The following is a 26,708-nucleotide window of genomic DNA, read 5'->3' as shown; positions in this document are numbered from 1 at the left end:
ATTATGTGGCCCACGACAGTGCTTTGTTTTATGAGAACGCGGGAGGCGTACCGTTTACGGCTACCTATATTCAAGCGAAAGGCGATCCGATCGCGGATCTGTATGAGGACATAGCGGCGGAGGAGAAGGCTAGGGCGACGTATCAGTGGCTGATTGACCTAACGGACGACGTGGATCTGCAGGATAGCTTGAAGTATTTGCGGGAGCGGGAAATTATACACTCTCTGCGGTTCCGGGAAGCGGTGGAAATACTTAAGGATAAGCGGGATGAGAAGATATTTTATTAAACTGAGATTCATTTGCAATGTGATGAATGTTACCACAAAAGGACAAAATCACTATAAGTGTCATAAATAGCACAAGCAGCACATCAACCCAGCATTCACTGAATGCTGGGTTGTGTGTTCTAGTGCAGGGAGAGACTCCGGATCTGTCCCGTTTATACATATCTGGATACATAGGATGTCACGTCTTATCTAGCTCTATTAGGTCGTTTTATTTACTCGTTAATGTAAGTGTTGACTCGGTTTTGAATCAACTTACTGACATCTTCAACTGATTTCTGTCCGCTCATATAGGAATCAAATTCTTCAACCGCAATGGAAATGACCTTGAAATCACTAGATAAATTTGTACTCGCTCCATCAATGAGTTTTTGCAATTGTTGTATCTTGCTGTCTATTGTACTAGCATCAAACTTCTGTCCAGTAAGCGTACCCGCTATTGCCTGCTGCTTGGCATCCTTGAGCTGTTTCTCTACAACTCCCTTGTGCATCGCAAAACCCCCTACGATTGGTGAAGTTTGCATTTCCTCGGAAAGCATGAATTTAATAAAATTCCAAGCTTCATCTTGAACCTTAGATTTGCTGTTCATGCCTAGAGTGAAATACGACTTAAATGGCGTTCCGTTATTTTGTCCATTTACAGTTGGCTTTTGGTATATATTAAACTTTGGATCAAGCACTTGTGACAGGCCTGTGGTTGGATCCAGAATGTTAGCATTGCCGAACAAGGATTCGACATATTCGTAATTAGGTTCGGCACTAAGCACATCTTCATCATACATCGATTTGATTTGCTTCATCATATTTCGAAACAGATCGGAATCAAAATTTGCTTGACCTTGATTAATCAGCTTATCATAATTAGCCTCTATATACTCCGATAACAGTTGAACTGGGAATAGATTCTGAAATCCTACATAATCCTCGCCAGCTTGTTCCTTGAGCTGCATTAAGGCCTTTTTCACATCATCCCATGTCCACGTTTGATCATTAATTTCAATATTAGCTTTCTCTAACAAATCTTTATTTCCCGTAAATGTGTCAAGGGCAAATGAGAAAGGCATTGCATACAAACCATCTCCATTCTGGGAATGTTTAAAGATATTCTGATAGTACTGATTTTGATCAAAGTCAGAATCTTTGTCCATCAGATCATAGAAATTCATCAGCATGTTCTTGGCTACATATTTGTCCTTCGGCAATTCATTCATTACGATAATGTCTGCTCCTTTGCCAGACATCAACTGCGTGCTGACCGTTTGTACATATTTCTCGATATCGCTCTTTGTTAATGGTTCACTCGATGTATTTTCCTCTATTTTAGGTGTAGCTTTATACTCTTTAAGTTCAATGTTGATATCTGGACGCTTTTTTTTATATTGCTTAATTGCTTCATCCAAATAAGGATGTGCCGACATCAGTGCAATCTCAATCGTTTTGCCATTTTGGCCTGAATCTTTATCAGATGTTCCACCTCCACCTGATCCCACGTTGCTGCTAGAGCATCCCGATAATACGACTATCATTGCTAATAAGGCCAATATCCATTTTCTATTCAAATTCATTCATTCCCTTCAATATATTCGGATTCGATTACCTTCCTGCAGTGGTTCACTTGATTCAATAATGATCTCATCCTTTGGACTTAACCCGCTCACTACTACGATTTCATCCTCGGTTGAATCACCTGTTAAAACATAAGCTTTGCGTGCATTGAACGTATTGCCGAGCGAGTTTTTCTTCTCCTCAACTACATAGACAAAGCTACCTGTTGCATCTTTATGAACCCATTTTTTTGGTAGCACAAAGCCTTTTTCATTCGATTCCTTCTTTATATCTAGACTTACTTGTTCTCCGCCTTGAAGGACATCATCAGTGATGGAAACGACAACCTGATAACTGGATTCAATGGTTGCATCTTCGCCGGAATCTTCATTGTTTTCTTTAGATGCAGTTTTTATCTCTTGAATTTTACCGTCAACAAATTTATTGTCTTTTTCCAATCGAATAGAAACCTTGGACCCCCTCTCGAATAATGCCGTATTCCCCGAATTCACAGCAAATGAAAATTCGAAGCCCTTTCCACTATCCATAAGCGTTAATATTGACCCGCCTTGTGAGACATTCATGCTGTCCTCATCAATGATCTTTGTAATTTTACCGTCAAAGGGAGCTGTGAGCGTTTGCTTGTCTGCTTTTTCTTTACGCAGCTTGCTTAATTTTCTTTGCACCAATTCAAGATCCATATTATCCAGTTCGAAATCTTGCTTAGCTTTGGCAATGATTTGCTCATCACCCCCTTGCAGAGCATTCTTTAAGTTCTCCTTCAGCACCTCCCGATTCATATTTTGCTTTTTAAGCAGCATTCCCTCTTGATATATCTGCTCATCGAGTTCAGAGCTGTCGAATGTCACGAGCCTTTGACCCTTCTTAACTTTTTCATTTTCTTTTACATGCACCTTCAAAATTTTGGAGCCACTCTCATTCATCAACTCTACCTGCTTACGAGGCGTTAAAATGCCACTCCCGTTAACCTGATGAACTAATGGCTTAGAAGCTAGCTTCTCCGTAATCACTTTGGGCAGCATCATCGTTTCGAGTGTACTGCTAAAGAAAGTCAAGCCCGCCAATACCGCAAAGAACAATATAAACAAAACAGCCGTTAAACGTTGTTGCTTAGATATGCTTGTCATCTCATTTCCCCTATCCTTTTATTCCAGATAGCTCTATGCCCTCAATAAAATACCGTTCCGCAAGCAGAAACAAGAGAATCATAGGCATCATATACAAGACCGCAGCGGCAAATGATACCCCAAGCGCATCTTCCTGCAAGCGAGATAGAAAAATGGACAAGGGCTGCAAAGCGGCATCCTGTAGAAAGATCAGTGGCTGCTCGACCATATTCCAGTAATCTGCAAACAGCAGAACAACGAGCGCTGCCATGCCAGGTTTCACCATTGGCAGGACCATCGTAATAAAGGAACGGAAATAACCTGCTCCATCCATTTTGGCAGCCTCCATATAAGCAGTTGGAATCTGGAGCATAAATTGTCTGAGCAGGAATACGCCAAACGCCGCAAATATTCCTGGTAAAACAATGGAGCTCGGACTATTAATAAGCCCCAATCGATCAGACATAATGTAATTCGGTACAAGTGTGACCTGAAACGGCATGAGCATCGTTATTAGGTACACAATAAATAACGCGTCTCTGCCAGGAAATCGCAGCTTTGCAAATGCAAACGCCGCTAGTGTTGCCACCACGACCTGACCAATAATAATTGGAACCACCATGAATACAGAATTCCAAAACATACGGAGAAATTGTGAAGTTGAAATCAGCACCTTAAAAAATTGCTCGAACGAAACCCAATCTGGAATCAGCTTCAAATTCGCAAAATCATTTATCTGCGTACTACCTAGCATGCCGTAATTCAGCATAATTTCCTTCTCCGTCATCACGGAGCTTACAATTGTTAGTACAACAGGAAACAGCATAACAAGTGCGATTACGGTTAAGAAGATAGTGAGTAGCAGTGTTTTTATGTGTTGTTTGTTCATCTACACACCTCCCTTTACTCCATAAACGAACGGAACTTTTTTTCAACTTGGAACAGTATGAGCACAATGGCTAGAATGCAGAGCACCATCAAGCATGCTGCAGCCGACAGCTTCTGAATATCGAGCGATAGGAACATATTGTTCATATAGTGCTGAAGCATATAGATGCTGTCATGTGGATAGTCACCTGCAACTAAATAGATTTCTCGAAATACCTTGAAAGAGTTCAGAATGGACATCAGTATAACTAAAAATCCTGTCGGCAATAAATAAATCAAGGTGATCTGGAGCTTACGAGCCCAGCTTGCTCCTTCTAGGTTTGCTATCTCATAATATTGATCAGGAATATTTTGTAGCCCAGCTAAGAACAGAATCATGTTATAGCCAATGTTTTTCCATACATAGATAACGATAATGACGCTTTGCGCCCACTCTGATTTCATCCAATCGATCCGATCGACTCCAAGCCACTCCAATACTTGATTTAAAAAACCATTCCAATCAAATAGAATCTGCCATACGAGCACAATGGAGGCTACTGGAACAACCAGCGGAAGCACATATGAGGTGCGCAGCCAGTTTCGTAAAAAGACTCGTTTGTTAAGCAGCATGGCAAGAGCAAGCGAAAGTATAATAAGAATGGGAACGCCAATAATAGTAAACCAGAATGTATTTCCCATTGCCGTTTGAAAGGAGGAACTAGTTATTAGGCTCTCATAATTGGCAAGTGACAACCCGGCCTCTCTGCTTGGATTCTCAAAAGAAAATACAATACTTTGACCAAACGGAATTAAATAAAATAGAGCAAAACCAATCAAGCTCGGAGCAAGAAAGCAGAAAGCTACAAGAATCTCTTTACGAGCTAAATTTGATATTCTCATAGCATCCCCATCCATTTTCGGTTTTTAAAATATACATTTTTTGTTCCTCCTAGACTTAATGCAACTATCGTATAACAAACGATGTTAAATCTCTGTTAAGTGAATTTCTTTATGTTAAATGAAATACTTAACATAGATTTAACCTATACTTAGGTACAATAGGAAAGAGGTGATTTAAGTATGAGAATACTTATTGTAGAAGACGAGCTTGATTTGCTAGAAGCGATTGCTGATGGCCTTAGAATAGATGGTTATGCTGTTGATACTTGTGACAATGGTGAAGCAGCTTACGAGCTTTTATATGAAGTAAATTACGATTTGGTTGTACTTGACTTAAACCTTCCAAAATTAGATGGGCTTGAGGTCTTAGCTAGGATACGAGATGAAAGGCCGGAATTAAAGGTGCTTATTCTCAGTGCAAGAAGTAGTGTTAATGACAAGGTAATGGGCTTAAATATTGGTGCAAATGATTATTTGGGGAAGCCATTTGATTTTGCTGAGTTGGAAGCAAGAATAAGAAATTTGTTAAGGCGAAGGTTTGTGCAAGAAAGTAGTATACATTGCTGCGGTGCAATTAAAGTGGATTTATCAAAGCGTATTGCAGTTGCTAATGGAAACGAAATATCACTTACAAAAAAAGAATTTGCATTGCTTGAATATTTCCTGCTTAACAAGGATAAAGTGGTTAGCCAAGAAGAACTGATTGAACATATCTGGGATCAGAATGCGGATAGCTTTAGTGGTGCTATACGGGTTCATATTGCAACTCTCCGAAAAAAGCTGAAAGCTATATTAAACTATGACCCCATTGGAACGAAAATTGGCGAGGGATACTTGTTATCAGATATGGCTGGTGATGATAATGCTTAAAAAAACGCCAATTCGCTTGCGATTTACGGCTATGATTGTGGCACTTTTGACTGTTTGTTGTGTAGGCCTTACCGTTATACTTAATTTATCAGCTTATCTAATGGCTTCAAGAATTGATGCGAATTTGGTAATGCCGGCAAAAGAAATCGACGAATATGGACGAATTAATGAAATTCCGCAATCACCGGCAAGCAGTATAATCACTCCCGTTCCATCTGAAGATTCCCGACAAGCAAGAATGGATTTTAGATTTCAGAGCATTATATATATGATTTTTGTTATTGTTGGCGGTGGATTTTTAACTTACTATATTTCGGGTAAGGCATTAAAACCACTTAATACACTAAACGATCAGGTGAAAAACATAAATGTGCATAATCTATCTGAAACATTATCTGTGCCGCCTACAAAGGATGAAATTGCAGAGCTTACTGTCACATTCAATGAAATGACGGACAAACTGGCTAATGCTTTTATGATGCAGGGAAGATTTTCAGTAAATGCTGCACACGAGCTTAGAACACCCCTTTCTGTGTTACAAACAAAGGTTGATGTATTTAACAAGAAAGAGGATCATACTAAACAGGAATATGATACACTTATTTCTGTTATTGAAAAGCAGACCCAGCGCTTGAGAGGTCTCGTCGGTAACCTGTTAGATATGACGAATATGGATGATAACGGTGAGTTTAGCAGTATTTGTTTAAAGGATGTTTTTGAGGATATTACTTCAGAGCTCTCTCACATAGCTAAAGATAAAAATGTTGCTCTGATCTTAGACTGTGATAATAGTATCGTTACTGGAAACACGGACTTATTGTATCGTGCCTTTTATAACCTAGTGGAAAATGGAATTAAGTACAACACGGACGGTGGCGGCAGGGTTGAGGTAATGGTAAACAGATTAAGCAAGGGACAAGTTTCAATTAAAATTAAAGATACAGGTGTCGGTATTTCTGAAAACAATAAAAAGCATATATTTGAGCCTTTTTATCGTGTTGATAAATCGCGTTCCCGCCAAGTAGCGGGTGCGGGCTTAGGGCTCTCGATTGTTGATAGTATTATCAAAAAACATAATGGTTTGATTACCGTTACTGATAATGAGGATGGCGGAACTTGCTTTAATGTCATATTAACTATATAGCCGCTGTTTCACAGTTCTCCTGAAAATTGACTACCTAGTGTAAGGCATGGCTGGTTCGCAGACCTTTATCTTAACAATATTAATGAGGCTGCCATTCTGAAACGACAGCCTTGGCTTACCTTTAGTTTATTTTCATAAAATTCTTTGAGCAAACGTGATACGCGATTTTGGTTATCGAGTTGCGACTTTATATTCACAAGGAAAAAATCTTATAAATTGTAAATCGAAAAGCCTTACTGTGTTAAAGGCTGCTGGCCTAGGTGCTCATTATGTGGCTCATGACAGCGCTTTGTTTTATGAGAATGCAGGCGGCGTACCGTTTACGGCTACCTACATTCAAGCCAAAGGCGATCCGATTGCCGATCTATATGAGGACATAGCGGCGGAGGAGAAGGCTAGGGCGACGTATCAGTGGTTGATTGATCTAACGGATGATGTGGATCTGCAGGATAGCTTGAAGTATTTGCGGGAGCGGGGGATTATACACTCTTTGCGGTTCCGAGAAGCGGTGGAAATACTTAAGGATAAGCGGGATGAGAAGATATTTTATTAGGGGGAACCTCTCTGCAGGGTGCTGCGGGGAGGTTTTTGCTTTTGCCTTCTGATGTTAAGCTAACGGGAAGATGAGTGTGGTGGAACGGCTATTTATTATGGCTCTTTCTTTGCGAGAGTAACACATCCGCTACACTTACAATATGATTGAGTTCACAAGTCCATCTGGAGCTAAGCGGAATTTCAGTTATACGCTTATACGCAGTGGTGTACACAGAAGAGTTGGAAGCAAACCGAATTCGATGGAATGATGTAAAACCGAAGGACGTACCAGGTCGTTCAACCCTTTAAGAGCGCCTCCTTGATGTGTTGTAGACAAACCCATCATACCGAGGCGCTCCTTTTTTGACAAAGGCTATTTCTTAGCCTCTACAGGAATGCTAACGGGAAACATAGTTCAGCGATCAGGGAGTAGTCTGCCGCCGTGGCAGCTGCTCCCTCTGTGGTTAAACTTTCGGACAGAATAGCAGTCACGTCAAAATAAACGCGTACCATTATTGGCACGCGGAAAGTGTGGATGATATCAATTTTTTTATAATTGTGTGGACAGATACTTGGCCAGTTGCTCGAACGTTCCCTCCATACCTTGTACGGCCATCGGTGCCATTGCATCGTATGCGGCCTGTTCCTCATCGGACGCATTCAGTGGTCCGCCTTGAAGCGTCAGGATAGTTTTACCTTCGACTTCTTCAAGCGTCAGGATGTTCAAGATTTCAAGAGGCCATTGTGGGTTAAACGGAGCGCGGATGGTGTTGCCATTTTCGTCAGAGAAAGATTGGACCCATATCAGCTTCTCAGGTGGCTGAACCTCTTGGTAAACAAACTTGCCCCACATGACATGCTGTCCGTCCGGCGACTTCTGACATCCGATAAACATTCCATTTGGACGCACTTCCATCTTAACGACTTCAATGGTGAATCCCTGGGGGCCCCACCAGTTGCCGAAGTGATCAGGCTCGGTCCACACTTTGTACACCAGCTCGCGCGGAGCGTTAAATTCACGTTTCAGAAAAACTCCTTTTGGGTTGCTCATTCTTACTCCTCCTCAGATCTAAGTATTGTCTTTGACTTCTGCAATTCCTCTAGATAGTCTGCTAATCGGTCGAAGCGGTCTACCCACAATTTGCGATAGGATCCCAGCCATCCGTCTAATTCCATCAACGGTTCTAGTCGTAGGTGGCAAATGCGCTTATTGGCATCCGGCCGCATGTCAACCAAACCCGATTCATGCAAGTATTTTAAATGTTTGGATGCCTGAGGTTGCTTAAGCTGAAGTCGATCCGCTACTTCACCGACTGAAAGGGGACCGTTACTTAAAAGATCAACGATCTTCAATCGGGTGGGTTCCGCAAGTGCGTTCAAGGTTGTCGTATTCATGGTTCCCTCCCGATTATGGCTTTTACAGCGTGTCGGAAGCTTGTTTGAGAAGCTCCGACAACATTGAAAGATCCGCAGAATCGCCTTCCCGTAATTTGATCCACTTTCGTTCGGCAGGACCATCGAATGCTTTTGGAAATTCTATTCCGTTTGCATTCATAATCATAAATGCAATCGCATCTTTAGAAGGCGAAATAACGGCAGCATAATGTCCATTTTTCAGAAAATGTGGCTTCTTATACTGAATTCGTTCTTCTACCGCCGGAATTGTCTCATGCACTAGATTCCGCAGTGCAGAGCTGATGTTGGACTGCCATTTTGGCAAATTTTCAATATAGGCTGTAACTTCCTGATTCATTCTTTCGTTTCCCTCCAGTTGGCATATTTTTTGCTCGTATATCAAATATAACCACATAGGAATATTCCTGTCAATGCATACTTTAGAGGGAATAGTGTATTGAACTAAACGACTGTTGCACTAAACATTCCTGTTGAGGCTAAGAAATAGTCTTTATCAAAAAAGGAGTGCCTCGGTATGATGGGTTTGTCTACAACACATCAAGGAGGCGCTCTTACTATGAAGTTTAAGCAGTCAGACGCACAAAATCAATGGATTGAACAAATTACCACCTCGCATCTTGTCATAGGAATTGACATGGCCAAAGAAACTCACGTGGCACAGTCCACAAATTTCCGAGGAATCGTCATTTCAAAACGGCATCTCTCGTTTTCGAATTCTATCGAAGGTTTTGAAAAATTAAGCCGCTGGATAACCGAACTACAACAGAAACATCGATTAAAGAGGCTCATCATCGGCATGGAACAAACCGGTCATTACTGGTTTAACCTAGCTAACTGGTTATCAGATAAGGGATTACATGTGGTCATGGTTAACCCTGCTGCGACGAAGCGAAATAAAGAAAATCGAGATAACAGCTCATCAAAGAACGACCCCAAAGATGCACTTGTCATCGCAGATTCAGTAAGTCGGGGCTTCTACTATGATTACACGCGTCAATCGCTTGTGTTTCAACGCTTACGGACCATAATGAGTGACCGAGAATTTTGGGTCGCGAACAGTGTTCGACTGCAGGACCGCATTGTGCGTTGGCTCGACATCCGTTTTCCTTATTTGGGAAATTTTGGGGTTGTATTGGCATCTAATAACTCATAAAGGATAAACATCAAATATAAGATTGAGGTGAGGGGAATGCCAATACTACGCAGGCAAATACGACTCGTATGGATCACTGTTGGAGTGATTATTTCTTCTGCCATTCTGTTATAAGCACTTGCTTTTGTTAATGATACTTCTGGAGGCTTATCGGACTTGAGGATGTTACACGCACTGGGACTGAACGAAACGATGCGCATCCCACTAAGCAAGTTACCAGAAGATGCAATTCATAAGTTCGTCATTTTCCATCCATGCAAGTCATTCACCGAGAACCTGTAAAAGGGGGCATTATTCTATTCATAAAGCGATTTTATCAACAAGATGGAAGCGATCTTCAGGTGGAGTATGTAAGAAAAACGTGGCTTGGTTGGAAATGGGCTTGGGGTGGCGGGTACGGAATTGGTGGTAGCAAGTCACCTAATTTAGAAAAGTCTGTGTTAAATTATATGAGTATGTCTACGGTAGCAAATATCTCAACACCTTTTCCTATGGTAATTGGGGATGTCCTGGATCCATCGATAAAGAGCATATTAGTCAAAATCAAGGGCAATGGCTCAGGTAAATACAATGCAAAACTGACTGGAATAGATACTGGACATATGATCTGGTTTATGTTTCTACCCTCATCAGATTTCACTCCTTTTGATATAGAGGGATTTAATGAAAATGGGGACCTCATAGCTAATAAGACAATAAGTGATCAGAGAAGTAGTGGTTCGATAGATCTTATAAATTGACTTCTGGTCAATAGTTAGTGTTAAACTAATGCAGAACGTTAGTGAAATTGCCGAGAAGAGTTTATTAATGAACACTCGAAGGCTATTGGTATTTATTAATTAAGAAGCCTCCCGTGAATTGAAATGTCTAAAACAGTTGCATTGTTGCGGCAGCCTATGTATACTGGATTTATTATTGATCAATCACTCTCAAATCGAAGGAGAATAAAGATGGCTAAATCAGAAGCAACATCGGTGAATCGCAAATCCGATATTATCTCCGCAGCAATCGAAGTATTCGCGGAAGTTGGCTATTTTCGGGCTACGACGGCACAGGTGGCTGAACGGGCGAAAATCTCACAGCCCTACGTATTCCGATTCTTCGCGACCAAGGAAACTCTTCTGTTAGCCGCGCTGGAGGCATCTTGGAGCCGGGTAATTGAATCGTTCCGCCAGGTGGTGGAGACGACTTCTCCGGAATTGCTAGAGACGAAGCTTATTCAAGAGTATGTGAACATTCAGGCGATGTACCAGAATGAGATGCTCTTGCAGATGCAGGCACAGACCATTCGGGAGGAATCCATTCAACAGACGATGTGCAACGCGTATAAGGATATTCGCAATATGATTCTGGTGGCGTTCCGTGATGCAGGTATGGAAAATGCTGAAGAGCGGGCGATGCTGTTCCTCGCACGGGGAGTGCTGTGCAATGTTGCCGTCGCGATTAATCTGCCCGAATTGATGAAGGGATAAGGGGAGATTTTCTCTCTGAAAAATAGTTATTGGCCAATCACTAACAATCCGTTATAGTATGTTTATGGAAGTTAGTGATTGATTAATTACAAATTAATGAGGTGATCAAGGCACGCTATAAACGAAGTTATGAAATAGAATAACCCCATACTCACAAACAGTCTGAATAAATTTTTTGAAAATAGTAATTAATCAATCAATAACAGGAGGAGATTGTTATGAATTCCAATGTTCACTCGGTAACTGGGAATCATTCTTACACGTTAAAGTATAGGTGGTGGGCTCTGATCGCGCTGGCCCTCGCGCAATTCCTGGTAGTACTCGATGCGTCTATCGTCAATATCGCCCTTCCCGCGCTTGGCTCCGAGCTTCAACTGAGCACTAATACATTGAGTTGGGTCATTACGGCTTATGTATTGCCATTCGGGGGCTTACTGCTTCTCGGAGGAAGACTGTCGGATCGCTTCGGGCATCGATGGTTATTCATGATTGGGGTCACAGGATTCGCACTAGCTTCGGCTGCGGCCGGTTTGGCTACTTCGGGAGCTTGGCTGCTTACGGCGAGAGCGGTTCAAGGCGCATCGGCTGCCCTACTCGCCCCAGCCGCTCTGGCTCTCGTTACGAAGCTGTTTACGAATCCGCGGGATCGGGCTAAGGCGCTCGGCATCTGGGGTGCGGTTGCGGGCATTGGTAGTGCGGCGGGCGTTTTGCTGGGAGGTGTGCTGACAGATTCGCTTGGTTGGTCTTCAGTGTTCTATGTGAATGTCCCTGTAGTAGCTTTGGTTCTGGTTGCGGCTCCCTATCTTATTCCCAAGGATGAGCACGTTGAACGAGTAAGTCTGGATGCGTCAGGGTCGGTTACGGTAACGACTGGAATCGTAGCACTAGTCGCTGCTCTCTCCGGTACGGAACGTGTCGGCTGGACGTCCCCGCAGACGCTGATACTTGCAGGCTTGGCGGTTATGCTGCTTGGATTGTTCCTCTTTATCGAGAAACGCGCTTCCAATCCGCTTTTGCCGCTAGGCATCTTCCGCAACAAGTCCGTTTCGGGAGGCAATCTGGCCATGTTCCTTATCGGAGGAGCAACGACAGGACTCTTCTTCGCACTATCGGTTTACATGCAGCAAGTGCTTCATTATAATGCGTTAAAAGCAGGCCTTACCCAGCTCCCGCTGGCTGTCTCGCTAGTCTTGATCGCTGGAGTCGTTCCGGCTGTGATCAAGGCTATGGGAACACGCAAGACGTTGGTCGCGTCACTTATTATCCTGGCCGTAGGCCTGATTTGGCTCTCTTTTTCACCTAGCGATGCTTCGTTCGCAGTCAATCTGCTAGGCCCATCCATCTTGATGGGAATTGGACTGGGAGGTGCCTTCATCTCTGGAACGGAGTTAGCAGTCCACGGCGTAAGGGACGATGAAGCGGGGCTAGCAAGCGGCTTAGTCAATACGAGCCAACAGATCGGTGGCGCCATCGGACTTGCAATGCTCACGACGATAGCCTCGGCTCGCATCGATCGCTTGCTTGGCATCGGGGTAGCCGAAGCGAAAGCGCTAACCGGGGGGTTCTCCTGGGTGTTCCTCGGAGCTGCTGTGTTCGCACTCATCGGGGCAATAGCGGTTCTCGTGGTTGTGCGACAATCACCTTCTTTAATAGTTAGTGATTGATCAATTAAGTAGTTCTCCAACACCGTATAGACTAGTAACCAAGTAAGGCATTAGCAATAGCGTGTAAAAAAACCTAATAGGAGTGATCAGAATGTTAAAAGCAATGGTAGTAAGAGCAGGTAGTGGTTGGGAAAGGGTGCTTGTCCAACGATTGATCGAGGAGAATGTCGAAGTCGTCGCCTTTTCCGGCTCGCAACGGAAGCTGGAAACCCTGCAGATAAACATCTCCACCCCTCTTCTGCGAACAGTGAGAGGAGATGTCTGTAACCCAGACGAACTGCTAGATGCCGCGAACGGCGTGAACATTATTTTCTGCGGAGTCTACTTAACCTACGATGACAAGCCGGAGAAGGTGCACCAAATGCTCGAAGCCGTTCGTAGCGTCTCGGCGGCAATCGGAGCTAAATTGGTAATGGTGGAAGGGGTCTATCGACCTGCCGAAGTGAAGGACTCGCAGAACGCCCCTTGTCCTAATTCAATGCGAATCTTCAGTCCGGAGATGTATGGCCAGGCCGCTTCCAACACGCTTATACATTACGCGCTTCGCAAAATGGCTCAAGGAAAGCCCGTCAAGCTGCTCATTGATCCATCCATCAGAAGAGATTATGTATTCGTAAATGATGCCGCCAGGTATGTACATGAGCTGGCTTCGACGGAATCCGCGTATGGGAGCAATTGGCATCTCTGTGGAAATGGATTGATCTCGCAAGCAAAGCTCCTTGGTTTTGCGGGTTCAGTTTTTCAGGTAGCGCCGCGGTTCGAGTCCATCGGTAAGTGGCAGCAGCGTTTGCTTCAGTGGTATGAGCCAAAGATGAGGATTAAATTGGAAAGCTATGAGCGATCCGGCAAGGATTATGGAACCTCTAGCTTGGCGTATGACGGGATTTCACCAACCTCGTATGAAGAGGGGATAGCCTTATCGGTTAAGCACATGTTGGAAAAGTATGTAGAAAAAGAATCCAAAGGAAGTAAAAAATAGTTATTAACAGACCTACTGACAATGCATTGGGTTGAAATCAAGTTAGTTAGCAATTAATTATTTCATAAATAGACGAAGCGAGGCTGAAGAAAATGGAGAAATCAATTGTAGTTGGAGTGAACGGCGGAATAGGTTCAGAGAATACGGAAGAGTTGTTTAATCAAATGAACTCGGTCGATGTCGACCGAAAAGCACAAGTCATCGTCGACCTATCCATTGAAATCGAGGCTGCACAAGAGACCGTATGGAGGATCCAGACTGAAATCAAGCAGTGGCCAACTTGGCAGAAAGACATCTCTCATGTGCATTTATCCGGTCTGATCGAAGTAGGAAATACGTTCCATTGGGAGACTCATGGGCTGAACATTGCCTCCACCATCCACGAGGTTATCCCGATGCGACGTATCGTATGGGGAGGTCCGGCGCACGGTATCGAGGGTGTTCATGTGTGGAGCTTCACGCCCACTCCCCAAGGAATCCTCGTGCATACCACGGAGTCTTGGGACGGCCCACCTGTAGCAGCTGACCCCGACGGGATGCGAGCAGCACTCGAATCTTCGCTTGAAGCCTGGCTTACAAATCTCAAGACTACAGCCGAGGCAGCCAACTGATTTGATTGGCCCTTAGCTCGATCGGTAAAACAACAGGGTTAACCAATTTAAAGTTAGTGATTGATAAATTATTTTATGGAGGGAAGTAACTTTGGCTAGAAGAAAAAACGTAAAACGACTAATCAATATCGGACTATCTGTGATCGTTGTTCTTATGATCGTAGCGGCGGTGACTACTTATTTTTGGCAGATGCGGCTTCAGAAGCCGGATGAGGTCAACATGGCGAACATGGCTGATATGGAGGGAATGACCCATATGGAGCATATGGCGAGCATGGTGGCTGCTGATTCTGGAGAAGGCATGGTGTCCTGTGCCGCGATCACGGCCCCGGAATCATCGGGTCCAACACGCAAGTTCGATATGACGGCGGCACGGACGACACTGAAGTTGGATAACGGAAAGACGACAGACGCCTGGACCTTCAACGGCTCGTCCCCAGGTCCCGAGCTTCGCGTTACGGAGGGTGATAGAGTTGTCGTTACGCTCCATAACAAGGACATCGAGGACGGTGTTACGATTCATTGGCACGGGATCGCTGTTCCATGCTCACAGGATGGCATTGCGGGCGTCACGCAGGATGCCGTGCTACCTGGTGGACAATTTACGTTTACATTTATCGCAACGACACCAGGCACGTACTGGTACCATTCCCACCAGATGAGTTCAATTCAGGCTAGCAAAGGGCTTCTGGGTGCGGTGATCATCGAGCCTAAGCAACAACCTGAGAGCAATCCTTCGATAACTGAGGCGACGGCCCTCTATCAACAACTGGGCTCTACCATGCTGGTGAACGGAAGCACGAATGGGCTGTCGGTCCCGGGCAAACCGGGCGAACAAGTCAGACTTAGGTTGATCAATGCGGGTAATGAAACGATGGAATTCGGCGTTGATGGGGCTCCCTTCCGGGTCATGGCTATGGATGGACATGATTTGCACAACCCTGGACTGTTGGATGGAACGATTGTTCCCGTAGGTGCGGGACAGCGTTATGATTTGCTCATCAAAGTTCCGGAGTCGGGCCAAGTCGTCATTAAGAGCCCTGAAAGCTCGTCGATTATGATAGGCAGCGGAATCCAACCGCAGCATTCGGAAGGCGGGCAGTTGTTCTCATTCGTCAATTACGGCACGCCATTACCTAACGACTCCGCCTTGCATATCGAGCCCGATCGGCGTTTTGAGCTCAAGCTAGGCCAAACCCTTTTCACCAAGTCCATTAATGGAAAGTCCTTCCACGAGATTCCTCCGATGGACGTAAAGATGGGAGAACATATTCTCATCACAGTCTCCAACGAAGGCGGAGGGGATCATCCTTTCCACATTCATGGGCATGTGTTCCGCGTCCTAAGCAGGGACGGTGTTGCCTTGCAAGGCAGCCCGGTGTATCTGGATACACTCCTAACAAAGAAGGGTGAGATCTACGAGCTGATGTTGGAAGCCAATAATCCGGGTCTTTGGATGGCACATTGCCACGATCTCAAGCATGCCTCGATGGGTATGAGTATGATGATGAATTACGTAGGCATCACGACGCCGTACCGGGTGGGAACCAAGTCAGGTAATCTTCCTGACTTATAGAAATAGAGGAATCTATAAAGAATGGCATACATGATTTAACCATTTAAATAGAAAAGGAGCCCGAAATTGTGACGAAAGACGCAAAGATATCCGTTAATCGCCGAATCGACATTATTTCAGCAGCGATAGAAGTGTTTGCCGAGGTCGGTTATTACAGAGCCACTACGGCACAGGTGGCGCAGCGGGTTCGAATTTCGCAGCCTTACGTGTTTCGCTTCTTTGCCACGAAAGAGAAGTTGTTGCTGTCGGCGCTTGGGGTTTCCTGGTTGCGGATTATCGAGTCATTCCGCCAAGTTGTTGAGTTGGCGCCTTTGGAACGGCTAGAAGCCGAACTAATCTCAGCCTATGAGAAAATAACGAAATACTACCGCAAGGAAATTTTACTACAGATGCAGGCGATGACGATTCAAGAAGAAGCCATCCAAGAAGCCATGCTGTATGGGTTCCGGGAGGTGCGTAGAATCGTGCTTGAAGCATTCCATATAGCGAAGATTCCGAATTCTGAAGAGAGAACGATGCTATTCCTTGCCAGAGGGATGCTATGTAACATTGCGGAAGCCATAGGTATGCCCGAATTAAAAGAAACGTAAGGGAGGCGAAAGAAAGTCTCCTTCAAAAAAAAAAAACCAGTGATTGACTAATCAATAGCAAGGTGATAAGATGAATTTAATTAGTGATTGATCAATCAATAAAAAATTAAAAAATATGGAGTTGAAGAAAATGGAAAAAGCGATTGTTATTGGAGCAACGGGTGGGACGGGAGCAGCGATTACGGAAGAATTGATCAAACGTGGGGTGTCTACCATCGCTTTTGGACGTTCGCGTCAGAAGCTTGAAATGTTCGCTGAAAAGCTAGGAAATCCTAAAAATTTGACACTTGCCGTAGGGGATGCCATGCGTCCTGAGGATATTGTAGCTCAATCAGACGGCGCAGACGTATTATTCCATTGTGCGAATGTACCTTATCATGAGATGGTGAACAAATTGATTCCCCTAGGTGAATCGGTGATGGAAGCGGCTGAACGCCTTGCGATTAAAGTTGTAGCGATTGATGGTATTTATCCTTATGGAAAAAAACAGATGGATCTTGTCACAGAAGAACATCCCAAAAATCCTCATACGAAAAAGGGGAAGATTCGACTGGATTATGAACGGATGTTGTTCAGTAAGAGGTGGAGTAATGCGAAAGTCATGATTGTTCGTCTACCTGATTATTACGGACCTACAGCTAATGAAGCCTCGTATTTAGGTTCAACCCTTGAAGCGATAGCTGCCAGCAAAATAGCCTTTTTCGTCGGCAATATGAAGGTTCCCCGTGAATTCATCTATTTACCGGATGCAGCTCATATGGTTACCGAACTGGCAGGAAAAGACACCGCTTATGGACAGAACTGGAATATACCGGGTGCTGGGCTTATATCGGGTCGAGAAATCGTACGGATCGCACAAATAGCCAGTGGTCATGCGAAACCGGTCATTCCTTTGAAAAAATTGGGTTTATCGTTAATTGGTATGAGCGTGCCTGTTATGAAAGAAGTTGTGGAGATGCTCTATTTAACTGAAGAACCGCTGACGCTAAGTGGAGAAAAATACAAACAGTTTATCGGACCGATTACTGTGACGCCGTTCCAAGAGGGTATTACCGCAACTATATTGGCATTGCAGGAGAGTAAGGCAGATTTTGCTCAAAAATGATTGATCAATTAATAAATTAGGAGATGAAATAGGATGAATAGATCGATCAAGTTAAAAACATTCACGATTAGCTTTCTTTTACTGATAATCATTTTGATTGGTGGGTTTGCTATTACAAACCGTTTTAATGATTCCCAACGGGCTATCGCCGATGTCGACCGAAACGCCCAGGTCATAGTAGACCTTTCTATCGAAATCGCGGCTTCACAGGAAATCGTATGGCAAATACAGACTGGCATCAACCAATGGCCAACTTGGCAGAAAAACGTCTCCAAGGCGCAGCTGTCCGGTTCAATCGCGGTAGGAAGCACCTTCCACTGGGAAACGCATGGGCTGCCCATCGATTCTACCATCCGCGAGGTTGACCCTATGCGACGCATCGTTTGGGGAGGGCCAGCACAAGGTATCGAGGGAGTTCACGTATGGACCATTACTCCCACCGCCAAAGGAGTCCTCGTACACACCACTGAGTCCTGGGACGGCCCTCCTGTAGCAGCTGACCCTGACGGCATGCGCACAGCACTCACGGCATCGCTCAATACCTGGCTTGCCGATCTCAAGACGGCTGCCGAAGAGCATAAATCATAAGATAAATTTTGGTTATTGATTAATCATTAATTAAAAAAATGAAATGAGGCGGATGAAATGGAAAAATCATTTGGAGCAAAGGGCAAGACAGAAGCGGCAAACAAAGAAGAACTTGTCAAGGGGGAGGTAAGGACCAACATCGATATCGACCGAGATGCTCAGGTCATAGTAGACCTTTCTATCGAAATCGATGCTCCACAAGAGACCGTATGGCGGATACAGACTGGTATCAACCAGTGGCCAGAATGGCAAAAAAACGTCACCCTGGCGCAGTTATCCGGTCCAATTGCGGTGGGAAGTACCTTCCAGTGGGAGACACATGGGCTACACATCATCTCCACCATCTTCGAGGTCGACGTCATGAGACGCATCGTTTGGGGAGGGCCAGCACATGGCATCGAGGGAATTCATGTATGGACCATCACGCCCACCGCCAAAGGAGTCATCGTGCAGACCACAGAATCCTGGGACGGTCCGACGGTGGCATCCAATCCCGATGGCATGCGTGCGGCACTCATATCCTCGCTCAATGACTGGCTTGGCAATCTCAAGACGATGGCCGAGGCGGCCAACTAGAAGTGCCCCTAATGAAGAGACCGAAAGAGACCGATCACCATGACCGGAAATACCATCTATTATAGGCTGATCGGGAGCCGGTAAATCTCGAATGATTAAGTCTACGCTGTGAGGTGTAGGCTTTTTTTCATTCGCCGCAAGGGATCGCGGCGACGGACGATAGTCAGGAAATAACCCAGACGTAAATAGTTAACCATCTAAACTTCATGGTGTACCCGTGATGTAGCTGTTAAAAGAAAATAAACCATTAGACTTGCAAAATAAAGTATTAACTCAGAAAATAAAGTTGTGGACAGAGTAAATTATAGTATTAGATTGGGAATGGCACTAAGCTAAACATTCCTGTTAAGGCTAAGAAATGGCCTTTGTCAAAAAAGGAGCGCCTCGGTATGATGGGTTTGTCGACGGGTTCGTAACCCAATTCCATCAAGGAGGCGCTCTTACTTATGAAGTTTAAACAATCTGACGGACTAAATCAACGAATAGAACGAATTACTACATCTCATCTTGTTGTGGGATTGAAGGCTTCGAAAAATTAATGCGATGGGTTGAAGGAATACAACAGAAAAATTCTTTGAAAGGACTCATTATTGGTATTTCCCTTTCCCTTAGGAAGTAGAGAATTTATCTGTCTCAGACGCAATTACAAGTTGGAAAGATCATATGCAGCGAGCCGGTGGTTCTACAGGCATGCAGAAAGCAGCACAGCTCATCTCACAAGCTAAGCGAAGTGTAGGCGATACGACTGCTGCTCATGAGGCGAAGAAAGAATTGGAGCGACTATTACAAGAGTTTGAAAGAAATTCTGCGATACTGGATAGGATTGAAAAGGTTATACAAGAATTGCTAAGCGAAATACCTGTAGCCAACCAGCTTCGTTCTATTAAAGGACTAGGTTCAATCTTTACTGCTGCGATTCTTTCATGAGCTGTTGATCTAAGACAATATGCTCATGGATTTCAATTATTGCGTAAGGCTGGTCTAAACTTAGCTGAAAGCACGTCAGGGAAACGTAAAGGACAGATCATTATCTCTAAACGAGGTGATGCTGCCTTGCGAAAATATCTATATCTGGCTACGATTCAACTTGTTGGGAATAATCCTGTGTTCCAAAAATGGCATGAGAATAATGTTCAGATCAAGCATATGAAGAAGCAACAATCTATATTTAAACTGCTTGGAAAATTAGCAAGAATTCTTATTAGCAATGTTCAGAAGGGCGAAACATTTTCTCCTGAGATAGCTACCCCAGCATTTATGCAAGCAGCATAATAAAATAATTTAAGTAGAACTACACAATCACGTGGATTGACTCATTCACAGTATTTCAAAAAGAAAGCACGGAGAACCGAGTTTCTGCCCGGCAAGGGCTTCTGCCCCATCCGCTAAACGCTATTGGTGTCCACGCCTTGGTCAGGTGTATCGAAGTCTACCTTAGAGCGTTAATTTTCCGCTTTGAAAAAAGTGAAGCCCCCTCGTAAGATGGAATTATGCACAGGGTTAATTGCCCTAAAATTCACTATCTAGGAGGACGCACTGCTATGAAATTTAAACAACAGAATGCTCAAAATCAACGGATAGAACGTATCACTAGTAATCACATTGTTGTCGGTATCGACATTACCAAAGAGACACAAGTCGCCGACCCGTAGAGTCATGGGAGGGAGAACCACTAAGGGAAGCATGGAGCAGTGCGCAGACTAGTATACCAGCAATGGCTTTTCAAAATTACCAGTATACAGCATATGTTTTAGTTAAAATAAGCACAAATAACTCCAGATCCAGATGGAGCCAATGAATAAGCTTATTTACACATGCTACCAATACCACTTTACTTGGCTTACTCTGAGTTCTTATACATTCATAAAATTCCTTGAGCCGGCGTGAGACGAGATTTTGATTGCCGAATTGCCGCTTCATAGTCAAAAGGAGTTAAGACCGAAATATTCAAAATCGAAAAGCCTTACTGTGTATAGGAAAATCAATCATCACTGTTAATTACAATGTAACAACGAATTTGCTCATTTGGAAATGATTGCTTCAATGATTTATAAATTAACAAAGGATGCTACGCCTGAGCAGTTAAAGGCTGCAGGTCTAGGTGCTCATTATGTGGCCCACGACAGTGCTTTATTTTATGAGAATGCAGGAGGCGTACCTTTTACGGCTACCTACATTCAAGCCAAAGGCGATCCGATTGCGGATCTGTATGAGGATATAGCGGCGGAGGAGAAGGCTAGGGCGACATATCAGTGGTTGATTGATCTAACGGATGACGTGGATTTACAGGATAGCTTGAAGTATTTGCGGGAGCGGGAGATTATACACTCTTTGCGGTTCCGGGAAGCGGTGGAAATACTTAAGGATAAGCGGGATGAGAAGATATTTTATTAGAGGGAACCTCTCTGCAGGGTGCTGCGGGGAGGTTTTTGCTTTTGCCTGCATTTAATATAAGGAAGCAGCCAATCATGATGATGGGCTGCTTCGAGGTTTTTATTAATAGTTAATTAACGTCCCAAATGTTGAGAGAAAATAAAATGATAAGCTCGAAAAGTGTTACGCCTTCCAAAATTACCAGGTGTAGCTTATCCATGCCGGAAACCTTGTTTAAATTGACCCATAAGCTATGATTTATCCAAACAGGTGTTCCAATGCAACTGCGTGTCGTGGCTTCCAAAGTGGATTGAATTACCGTAGCTGTATTTATGGGTGGTAGGTATGGCCATAAGACCAAAAAATAGGATGAAGATGAAGATCATGAATTTCAAAGGTTTATTTCGAGCAAAAGGAATGCAGTTCTTTCTAATCGGGATGCTGGGATAGTTTTAATCTCAGACAACCCAATTGGAATAGAATTCATTTAGAGGATCCAGATGGTAAGTAATTATAGATCTGGTGGAGTAACGACTTTAATTCCTTATTTGGACGAGGTTCCAGAAGATCAAGCTCATTAAATGTACTTACAATGTGGTGGCCTTTTAATCGCTTGTACGGTTTTAGTTTTTTAGATTTCTTCTTCATGCTAATTACTAAGACCTCCTGAAATTTATCATAATGGATTATTTTATGTCTAAGAAAGGCAGCTCGCCTGCGCATTCGCCAAAAGTGTTGTATCAAAAGGATTATATTGATGACTTGTTGTGAGCTAAGCGAAAAGATAAAATCGTGGAAAAACTCAGAAATGCAAATAAAAAGAGTGGGAATAATTACTGTGTCAGGAAACGGAGAAGGCTAGTTCAAAAAGAGAGTTCAATTTAAGAAACCACTCCCATTGTGTCAGGAGTGGTTTTGTCTTTATGGAGTATATTGTGTAAACAAGCTTATGCGCGCTTTTTTATTGTTATACAACATATGGATTCGGTTTCCGCAAAACCATTCCTTAACGCCATACTTAATTGAGTTTATGGCCTGCAATATATAGAAAAAGGTACAGTTAGATCGATAAAAGTGAATGTCATTGATACGCTCGAAAATGACGATGTATACGATTTTATTTTCGTTACCGTTCGTTATGATCGCTTAAAATCAGCGTTGTTAGCGCTAAAAGATAATCAAAGCAAAAATATAGTTACGATGACTAGTAATTCAATTGGATTTTCTTCGTGGCTGGATATCGTAGGGGATAGACTTTTACCAGCTTTTCCCGCCTTCGGCGGACAGATTAAAGATGAAGTATTGCATGCTCGATTTCTGCCAAAAATTATATAGAACGCATAGAAAACCTCGCAAAATTATTTAAAACAGCAAAGCTTCCCTACGTTATTAAAAAGGATATGCAAGCATATCAAATCACACATTCCGTATCAGGCATTGCAATGTTGGGCGTTTTGCATTCTGAGAATAAGATCATTGACAAAAAACAGTCAGATCCAGAAAAATGGCACGCAAAATATCAGTCACGTTAAAAGCGTATCTAAGGGCAATACAATAAGCAGGCTTTTCAATTGATCCACCAATGCTTAAAATAGTGCTTAAAATTTCAGACTTATTTTTGGATCTTTTCTTTATGACATGGCTACGAACTAAAATGGTTAGGGATATGATGTTGCCGGATTATACGATTAATGCTAACAATGAGATTGTGCAGCTAAGGAATGATTTAATGAAATTTTTAAGATTTTTAAGTCAAAATAAGATCAAATCGGAAATTCATGTTCAGTAATTTTTAGTTAAAATATTATGGTGCTTTTTTTGCCAGAGTAACACATCCGCTAAACCTACAATTTGATTGATTATTTCTTTTTTGTTAGTTCCGTAAAAAAGGACGCCACGTTAACATGTCTCAAGAACATGTCTAATTGAAAACAAAAACCCGTCGCGGAAAACTCTTAATGACCTCAATTGACGCAATTTTGTTCGAGTTCGCTTGCAAACTACCCATATCCGTCATCGAGGATAAAGCCTCGATTGAAACGATCTGATTCCTTGAAATATCGAGACCCCGAATCTTAGTCAATGATTTGAGTGGTTCAATATCATTAATTTCATTATTAGATAAATCAAGGTGCGTCAAATTAGAAGCGTATTGCAAGCCAAGCAGGCTTTTAATTGATCGATTTTACTATACTGCGCATTAGTTTAATGAAATGAGCAGGCTGCCATGGCGCCTGCTCATCATCGCGTATCATTCAACTAAAGTTTCCTTCCGTTACTTTTATGACGTTACTCACCGCTTGAATGCTTCCAATATTTTTTTACCGTAGGGTCTAGCAAAATTCCTTGAGAAGGCTCTTCTTATGAGGTCATATCTGTCACTGATGACCATATTCGACTTCTTGGAAGAGACGAAGACCAATTCAAGGAATTGTTGCTTGGCGCTTTTTCCGTAAAAGGTCTTCAGCAGCTAAATTGGCATTCGTTGATTATCATTGAAAGTGGATAATCGCTAACAAACAAAAAACTAGGGCCAAAGTGGCCCTAGTTTTTTTAGAAGCGTCAATCATGATCAGCTCAATCGATTAAATTAGATATGATTTGACTCCTAATTGAAAAAAAATGAGTGTTAATTAAATTCTATGAGTCCAGCTGTTATTAAATCTTCAATGTTCAGATACATGGTTCCTTTGTATTTCTTAATACGAATGTCACTTAAAGTAAAGTCGCCATCCGTCGCCTTTTTGTATTCCGCTGTCAAATTAATATCCACTCTGACCATTTCGAAGCCGACATATTTGCCTATTGTAATGATGTTGGCATTGCTATTGCCAAGTTTGCTTACGCCTTCGATTTCAGACAGCATAGATAATGAAATCCATCCCTTGCTCATCAGTGGCGGCAATGCTTCTTTATTCTCTGCTGCAGCTACATAATTGACGTCAAAATAATCTGGATATCCTTTATACCCTGGTAGTTTGGATTCCTTCTCTGTTGGTGGCGCACCAACAACACGGAATTCAGGGATATTTGCAATTGTCTTGGTAATGGAATCGATCTCGGCTAACTCTTTTTGGGTATTCAGGGCGTTGGTTGCAGCGGGACCAAACGATATCACTCCATCAGCACTGAAAAATATCGGGATACCGTCGATCGTGTAAGAGGCTTTATTTCCACTATTTACTATCTTGCTATCATTTGGAACTCTGTCAAAAAAAAGATAGTTATTTTGTCGAAATGTGACCCAAGTATTCAATGTTCTTTCGAATTCCCCCAAATGAAGAGGCTAACCCAATTGCAGCTTAAGCTCATCAATCATTTCACATACTTTGGGCTGTCGGTCGGTTCACGATCTCAGCATGAAAAAGCATCTACCACGCAAAATTATGCTCAGCTCCGCGGAGAGCGTAGGAGAGAACGTTATCGCCGATTTTTTTTAGAATTTAGTTAATCAGGTTCAATAGTATTGTTGGATGCCTTTAATTATTCAGTCCTTCATTGAATTAACAGGCAGGACAGTTTAGAGGTAAATATTTACATAATAACAAGTGGTCGGTATAATTTAAGAGTATTGAGCAAACAGCCAAAGGGGTGTTTTTAATTGGAATTTGGACTTTCCCATAGAAAGTTTAACGTCAAAAGACCAGGGTCTCTTGTTAGTACAATTACCGGAGTCTTAGAACATCTTTCGTCATTGTATGCGAATATTGGTGAGGTCAGAGAGAAAAATGGCATTTGGTCTTTACCTGAAAGCACACCAACATGCACTACATGTAACGGTACAGGTACTGTCCTTGGTGATATTGATTCAAGTCGTATGGTCGCAACTGAACTCTCGCTTAAAAAAGGAGCTGTGCTTTTATGGGCGGGTACTAACTGCGGACCTGTTGTAAAGATTAGAGAACTGGCTAAAATGATCGGGATTGATTTTGAAAGCCCACTGGTTGAGCAAGATAAGCAATTTACTGATATTTTACTTTATGGATATGATAAGGAACCTGTAACATACGTTTACAAGAAAAGGGAACATAAAAACTATTATCGTGGGTGCGTTTTCGATTTGAAATATATGCGTGCTGCAGGAACAACTAGTAAAGGAAACCTTTGGGCAATAAAATTATTCTCCGAACATGGAAAGTGTCCAAATTGTACCGAAAGCTTGTTGGAACAGGAACGCTTGGTTATGGGGAATTCCCTTTCAAATGTGTTGAGAATGCCGATCTCAGAATCACTATTAGTTGTCCAGAAATTACGTAATTGCCTCGACAAACAAGTATTAGATAATTATTGCGAATTGATTAATGATCTGGAATTGCGTCTATCATATCTAAATAAAATTGGTCTAAAGTCTCTTTCGGCTTTCGATGTTAAAGTCTTGGTGAATCCGTAAATTGGTTAAGCTAACGGGCAGAATATCGTAACTTCCAAATACTGAAATAAAATAAGTAATTGGCGAGTTTACCACCATACATTTACAATTGAGTACTTTTAAGGAGTGAGAAAATGAGTGTTTACTCGAAACGTATCAGAATAATCATTCTTGGTGTTGTTTTAACCATTTGCGTAGTGGGAGGTACTATGGTGTTTCAAAGCGATGCTAAAAACACGATTAATCAGAGCCTCACAAATCTTCCTAGCTATCCTGAAAATGAAAATGGACAGACATACGGTTCTGCCAATGAAAGCACTTCCGTTGAAATGCAACCTGACTTAATTTTTTCAGGAAGTGTGAATGGCATTGCAGGGTATTTACTGAAAAAAGATTATCTCGGTGAACTTAGTCGTAATGTCCCACTATATGATGTTGATGGAGTAAACATAATTGGTTCTTTGTATATTAGCCCTAAGAATATGAACTATCCTAAAAATAAAAACGGACAGACATATGGTTCTGCTGCAGATGCCACATCCTACGAAACGGGACCTGATTTAATTAGTGCAACAGGTATGGATGGCACTGCGGGATATTTGCTAAAGAAAGATGTAGACGGTGAGCAGCCTAAGACACCCGAAGAAGCTCTAGCTATACAAAACAGTAGACCCCCAGGTGGTTATGATATCCCGCTATATGACGTTGATGGTAAAACCGTTATTGGTGTCTTTTATATTGGAGGCAATTGATAAAAAAGTGTCTTTCAATTGTTAAGTTAACGAGACACGATAGTTCAATACCGAAAGGGCTGCCGCTTGGCCAATGTCATTAAGTTAATCTCCGAGACAAGATCGTAAATAGAAAGTGAATCTGAAACGGCATGGGAAAAGCCCTGTGCCGTTTATTTTTTTGATGCAAGACTGATAAATAGGAACAGCAAACAAACGGATGGACGATCC

General features: G+C 42.8%; 26 protein-coding genes and 4 pseudogenes. 21 read left to right on the top strand and 9 right to left on the bottom strand.

Features of this window, described 5'->3' with window-relative positions; translation table 11 throughout:
• Positions 1-287: manganese catalase family protein (locus AB4Z45_RS31590; protein WP_441913494.1), on the top strand; the 287-nt coding region annotated here is incomplete at its 5' end.
• 212 nt (positions 288-499) lie between these two features.
• Here AB4Z45_RS31590 and AB4Z45_RS31585 read toward each other — a convergent pair.
• From AB4Z45_RS31585 to AB4Z45_RS31570, 4 genes are read right to left on the bottom strand one after another with little or no spacing between them, the layout of a single operon-like run.
• Positions 500-1,849, bottom strand: a complete 1,350-nt coding sequence (locus AB4Z45_RS31585; RefSeq protein WP_441913492.1) for an ABC transporter substrate-binding protein — start codon at positions 1,847-1,849, stop codon at positions 500-502.
• A 9-nt stretch (positions 1,850-1,858) separates the two neighbouring features.
• Positions 1,859-2,977: an efflux RND transporter periplasmic adaptor subunit gene (locus tag AB4Z45_RS31580; protein WP_441913490.1), complete on the bottom strand. Its 1,119-nt coding sequence runs from the start codon at positions 2,975-2,977 to the stop codon at positions 1,859-1,861.
• 10 nt (positions 2,978-2,987) lie between these two features.
• Positions 2,988-3,845, bottom strand: coding sequence for a carbohydrate ABC transporter permease (locus AB4Z45_RS31575; protein ID WP_441913488.1), 858 nt, complete (start codon positions 3,843-3,845; stop codon positions 2,988-2,990).
• Between the two features lie 14 nt (positions 3,846-3,859).
• Positions 3,860-4,726: a carbohydrate ABC transporter permease gene (locus AB4Z45_RS31570; protein ID WP_441913486.1), complete on the bottom strand. Its 867-nt coding sequence runs from the start codon at positions 4,724-4,726 to the stop codon at positions 3,860-3,862.
• Between the two features lie 180 nt (positions 4,727-4,906).
• Here AB4Z45_RS31570 and AB4Z45_RS31565 point away from each other — a divergent pair, with 180 nt between their 5' ends.
• From AB4Z45_RS31565 to AB4Z45_RS31555, 3 genes and pseudogenes are all read left to right on the top strand, one after another.
• On the top strand, positions 4,907-5,596 hold the full coding sequence (locus AB4Z45_RS31565) for a response regulator transcription factor (protein WP_441913484.1): 690 nt from the start codon (positions 4,907-4,909) through the stop codon (positions 5,594-5,596).
• Positions 5,589-6,740 carry a sensor histidine kinase gene (locus tag AB4Z45_RS31560; RefSeq protein ID WP_441913482.1) on the top strand — a complete coding sequence of 384 codons (1,152 nt, stop codon included), beginning with the start codon at positions 5,589-5,591 and terminating at the stop codon, positions 6,738-6,740. Before AB4Z45_RS31565 ends, AB4Z45_RS31560 begins: the two co-directional genes overlap by 8 nt.
• A 241-nt stretch (positions 6,741-6,981) precedes the next feature.
• Positions 6,982-7,293 (top strand): annotated as a pseudogene (locus AB4Z45_RS31555) (manganese catalase family protein); the annotation flags it as partial.
• Positions 7,294-7,824: 531 nt separating this feature from the next.
• Here AB4Z45_RS31555 and AB4Z45_RS31550 read toward each other — a convergent pair.
• From AB4Z45_RS31550 to AB4Z45_RS31540, 3 genes are read right to left on the bottom strand one after another with little or no spacing between them, the layout of a single operon-like run.
• Complete coding sequence (locus AB4Z45_RS31550) at positions 7,825-8,325, bottom strand: SRPBCC family protein (RefSeq protein WP_441913480.1); 501 nt, start codon at positions 8,323-8,325, stop codon at positions 7,825-7,827.
• 2 nt (positions 8,326-8,327) lie between these two features.
• Positions 8,328-8,669: an ArsR/SmtB family transcription factor gene (locus AB4Z45_RS31545; protein ID WP_441913478.1), complete on the bottom strand. Its 342-nt coding sequence runs from the start codon at positions 8,667-8,669 to the stop codon at positions 8,328-8,330.
• Positions 8,670-8,691: 22 nt separating this feature from the next.
• The gene (locus AB4Z45_RS31540) at positions 8,692-9,027 is read right to left on the bottom strand and encodes a DUF1801 domain-containing protein (RefSeq protein ID WP_441913476.1); all 336 of its coding nucleotides are present in this window, start codon (positions 9,025-9,027) and stop codon (positions 8,692-8,694) included.
• Positions 9,028-9,246: 219 nt separating this feature from the next.
• Between AB4Z45_RS31540 and AB4Z45_RS31535 the strand changes: the two are divergent.
• From AB4Z45_RS31535 to AB4Z45_RS31465, 15 genes and pseudogenes are all read left to right on the top strand, one after another.
• Positions 9,247-9,798: pseudogene (locus AB4Z45_RS31535) on the top strand (IS110 family transposase); the annotation flags it as partial.
• Positions 9,799-10,184: 386 nt separating this feature from the next.
• Positions 10,185-10,583, top strand: coding sequence for a hypothetical protein (locus AB4Z45_RS31530; protein WP_441913474.1), 399 nt, complete (start codon positions 10,185-10,187; stop codon positions 10,581-10,583).
• Between the two features lie 210 nt (positions 10,584-10,793).
• Positions 10,794-11,315 (top strand): TetR/AcrR family transcriptional regulator, encoded by a 522-nt coding sequence (locus tag AB4Z45_RS31525; protein WP_441913496.1) that lies wholly within the window; start codon positions 10,794-10,796, stop codon positions 11,313-11,315.
• A gap of 218 nt (positions 11,316-11,533) precedes the next feature.
• A complete protein-coding gene (locus AB4Z45_RS31520) occupies positions 11,534-12,979 on the top strand; it encodes an MFS transporter (RefSeq protein ID WP_441913473.1) in 1,446 nt (481 codons plus the stop codon).
• Positions 12,980-13,082: 103 nt separating this feature from the next.
• Positions 13,083-13,958 (top strand): NAD-dependent epimerase/dehydratase family protein, encoded by an 876-nt coding sequence (locus AB4Z45_RS31515; protein WP_441913471.1) that lies wholly within the window; start codon positions 13,083-13,085, stop codon positions 13,956-13,958.
• Between the two features lie 92 nt (positions 13,959-14,050).
• Positions 14,051-14,569, top strand: coding sequence for an SRPBCC family protein (locus tag AB4Z45_RS31510; RefSeq protein WP_441913469.1), 519 nt, complete (start codon positions 14,051-14,053; stop codon positions 14,567-14,569).
• 91 nt (positions 14,570-14,660) lie between these two features.
• Positions 14,661-16,145 (top strand): multicopper oxidase family protein, encoded by a 1,485-nt coding sequence (locus tag AB4Z45_RS31505; protein WP_441913467.1) that lies wholly within the window; start codon positions 14,661-14,663, stop codon positions 16,143-16,145.
• Between the two features lie 68 nt (positions 16,146-16,213).
• The gene (locus AB4Z45_RS31500) at positions 16,214-16,735 is read left to right on the top strand and encodes a TetR/AcrR family transcriptional regulator (RefSeq protein WP_441913465.1); all 522 of its coding nucleotides are present in this window, start codon (positions 16,214-16,216) and stop codon (positions 16,733-16,735) included.
• Positions 16,736-16,865: 130 nt separating this feature from the next.
• Positions 16,866-17,840, top strand: a complete 975-nt coding sequence (locus tag AB4Z45_RS31495) for an SDR family NAD(P)-dependent oxidoreductase (protein ID WP_441913463.1) — start codon at positions 16,866-16,868, stop codon at positions 17,838-17,840.
• Positions 17,841-17,873: 33 nt separating this feature from the next.
• Positions 17,874-18,428, top strand: a complete 555-nt coding sequence (locus AB4Z45_RS31490) for an SRPBCC family protein (protein WP_441913461.1) — start codon at positions 17,874-17,876, stop codon at positions 18,426-18,428.
• A gap of 57 nt (positions 18,429-18,485) precedes the next feature.
• Positions 18,486-19,004, top strand: coding sequence for an SRPBCC family protein (locus tag AB4Z45_RS31485; RefSeq protein WP_441913459.1), 519 nt, complete (start codon positions 18,486-18,488; stop codon positions 19,002-19,004).
• A 663-nt stretch (positions 19,005-19,667) separates the two neighbouring features.
• The gene (locus AB4Z45_RS31480) at positions 19,668-19,931 is read left to right on the top strand and encodes a hypothetical protein (protein ID WP_441913457.1); all 264 of its coding nucleotides are present in this window, start codon (positions 19,668-19,670) and stop codon (positions 19,929-19,931) included.
• An 18-nt stretch (positions 19,932-19,949) separates the two neighbouring features.
• Positions 19,950-20,276, top strand: a pseudogene (locus tag AB4Z45_RS31475) (transposase); the annotation flags it as partial.
• A 741-nt stretch (positions 20,277-21,017) separates the two neighbouring features.
• A pseudogene (locus tag AB4Z45_RS31470) lies at positions 21,018-21,398 on the top strand (manganese catalase family protein); the annotation flags it as partial.
• Positions 21,399-22,451: 1,053 nt separating this feature from the next.
• Positions 22,452-22,712, top strand: coding sequence for a hypothetical protein (locus tag AB4Z45_RS31465; RefSeq protein WP_441913455.1), 261 nt, complete (start codon positions 22,452-22,454; stop codon positions 22,710-22,712).
• Between the two features lie 586 nt (positions 22,713-23,298).
• Here AB4Z45_RS31465 and AB4Z45_RS31460 read toward each other — a convergent pair.
• Both AB4Z45_RS31460 and AB4Z45_RS31455 read right to left on the bottom strand, forming a co-directional pair.
• A complete protein-coding gene (locus tag AB4Z45_RS31460; protein WP_441913453.1) occupies positions 23,299-23,535 on the bottom strand; it encodes a leucine-rich repeat domain-containing protein in 237 nt (78 codons plus the stop codon).
• A gap of 471 nt (positions 23,536-24,006) precedes the next feature.
• A complete protein-coding gene (locus AB4Z45_RS31455) occupies positions 24,007-24,633 on the bottom strand; it encodes a hypothetical protein (protein WP_441913451.1) in 627 nt (208 codons plus the stop codon).
• A gap of 345 nt (positions 24,634-24,978) precedes the next feature.
• On the opposite strand from AB4Z45_RS31455, the gene AB4Z45_RS31450 reads away from it, so the two are divergent.
• Together AB4Z45_RS31450 and AB4Z45_RS31445 are read left to right on the top strand one after the other, a co-directional pair.
• Positions 24,979-25,767: a hypothetical protein gene (locus tag AB4Z45_RS31450; RefSeq protein WP_441913449.1), complete on the top strand. Its 789-nt coding sequence runs from the start codon at positions 24,979-24,981 to the stop codon at positions 25,765-25,767.
• 113 nt (positions 25,768-25,880) lie between these two features.
• Positions 25,881-26,498, top strand: coding sequence for a hypothetical protein (locus AB4Z45_RS31445; protein WP_441913447.1), 618 nt, complete (start codon positions 25,881-25,883; stop codon positions 26,496-26,498).
• Positions 26,499-26,708: the final 210 nt, after the last annotated feature.

The sequence above is a fragment of the Paenibacillus sp. MCAF9 genome (assembly GCF_052114265.1).
Lineage (GTDB): Bacteria > Bacillota > Bacilli > Paenibacillales > Paenibacillaceae > Pristimantibacillus.
Note: the sequence above shows the minus strand (reverse complement) of the source record. Positions and strands in the feature narration are given on the sequence as shown.

Bases quoted from the DNA above. Each gene is read 5' to 3' on its own strand.
- AB4Z45_RS31550 (WP_441913480.1), bottom strand. From the start codon at position 8,325: ATGAGCAACCCAAAAGGAGTTTTTCTGAAACGTGAATTTAACGCTCCG.
- AB4Z45_RS31525 (WP_441913496.1), top strand. From the start codon at position 10,794: ATGGCTAAATCAGAAGCAACATCGGTGAATCGCAAATCCGATATTATC.
- AB4Z45_RS31510 (WP_441913469.1), top strand. From the start codon at position 14,051: ATGGAGAAATCAATTGTAGTTGGAGTGAACGGCGGAATAGGTTCAGAG.
- AB4Z45_RS31445 (WP_441913447.1), top strand. From the start codon at position 25,881: ATGAGTGTTTACTCGAAACGTATCAGAATAATCATTCTTGGTGTTGTT.
- AB4Z45_RS31585 (WP_441913492.1), bottom strand. From the start codon at position 1,849: ATGAATTTGAATAGAAAATGGATATTGGCCTTATTAGCAATGATAGTC.
- AB4Z45_RS31495 (WP_441913463.1), top strand. From the start codon at position 16,866: ATGGAAAAAGCGATTGTTATTGGAGCAACGGGTGGGACGGGAGCAGCG.
- AB4Z45_RS31575 (WP_441913488.1), bottom strand. From the start codon at position 3,845: ATGAACAAACAACACATAAAAACACTGCTACTCACTATCTTCTTAACC.
- AB4Z45_RS31565 (WP_441913484.1), top strand. From the start codon at position 4,907: ATGAGAATACTTATTGTAGAAGACGAGCTTGATTTGCTAGAAGCGATT.
- AB4Z45_RS31485 (WP_441913459.1), top strand. From the start codon at position 18,486: ATGGAAAAATCATTTGGAGCAAAGGGCAAGACAGAAGCGGCAAACAAA.
- AB4Z45_RS31570 (WP_441913486.1), bottom strand. From the start codon at position 4,726: ATGAGAATATCAAATTTAGCTCGTAAAGAGATTCTTGTAGCTTTCTGC.
- AB4Z45_RS31545 (WP_441913478.1), bottom strand. From the start codon at position 8,669: ATGAATACGACAACCTTGAACGCACTTGCGGAACCCACCCGATTGAAG.
- AB4Z45_RS31480 (WP_441913457.1), top strand. From the start codon at position 19,668: ATGCAGCGAGCCGGTGGTTCTACAGGCATGCAGAAAGCAGCACAGCTC.
- AB4Z45_RS31490 (WP_441913461.1), top strand. From the start codon at position 17,874: ATGAATAGATCGATCAAGTTAAAAACATTCACGATTAGCTTTCTTTTA.
- AB4Z45_RS31540 (WP_441913476.1), bottom strand. From the start codon at position 9,027: ATGAATCAGGAAGTTACAGCCTATATTGAAAATTTGCCAAAATGGCAG.
- AB4Z45_RS31520 (WP_441913473.1), top strand. From the start codon at position 11,534: ATGAATTCCAATGTTCACTCGGTAACTGGGAATCATTCTTACACGTTA.
- AB4Z45_RS31580 (WP_441913490.1), bottom strand. From the start codon at position 2,977: ATGACAAGCATATCTAAGCAACAACGTTTAACGGCTGTTTTGTTTATA.
- AB4Z45_RS31560 (WP_441913482.1), top strand. From the start codon at position 5,589: ATGCTTAAAAAAACGCCAATTCGCTTGCGATTTACGGCTATGATTGTG.
- AB4Z45_RS31515 (WP_441913471.1), top strand. From the start codon at position 13,083: ATGGTAGTAAGAGCAGGTAGTGGTTGGGAAAGGGTGCTTGTCCAACGA.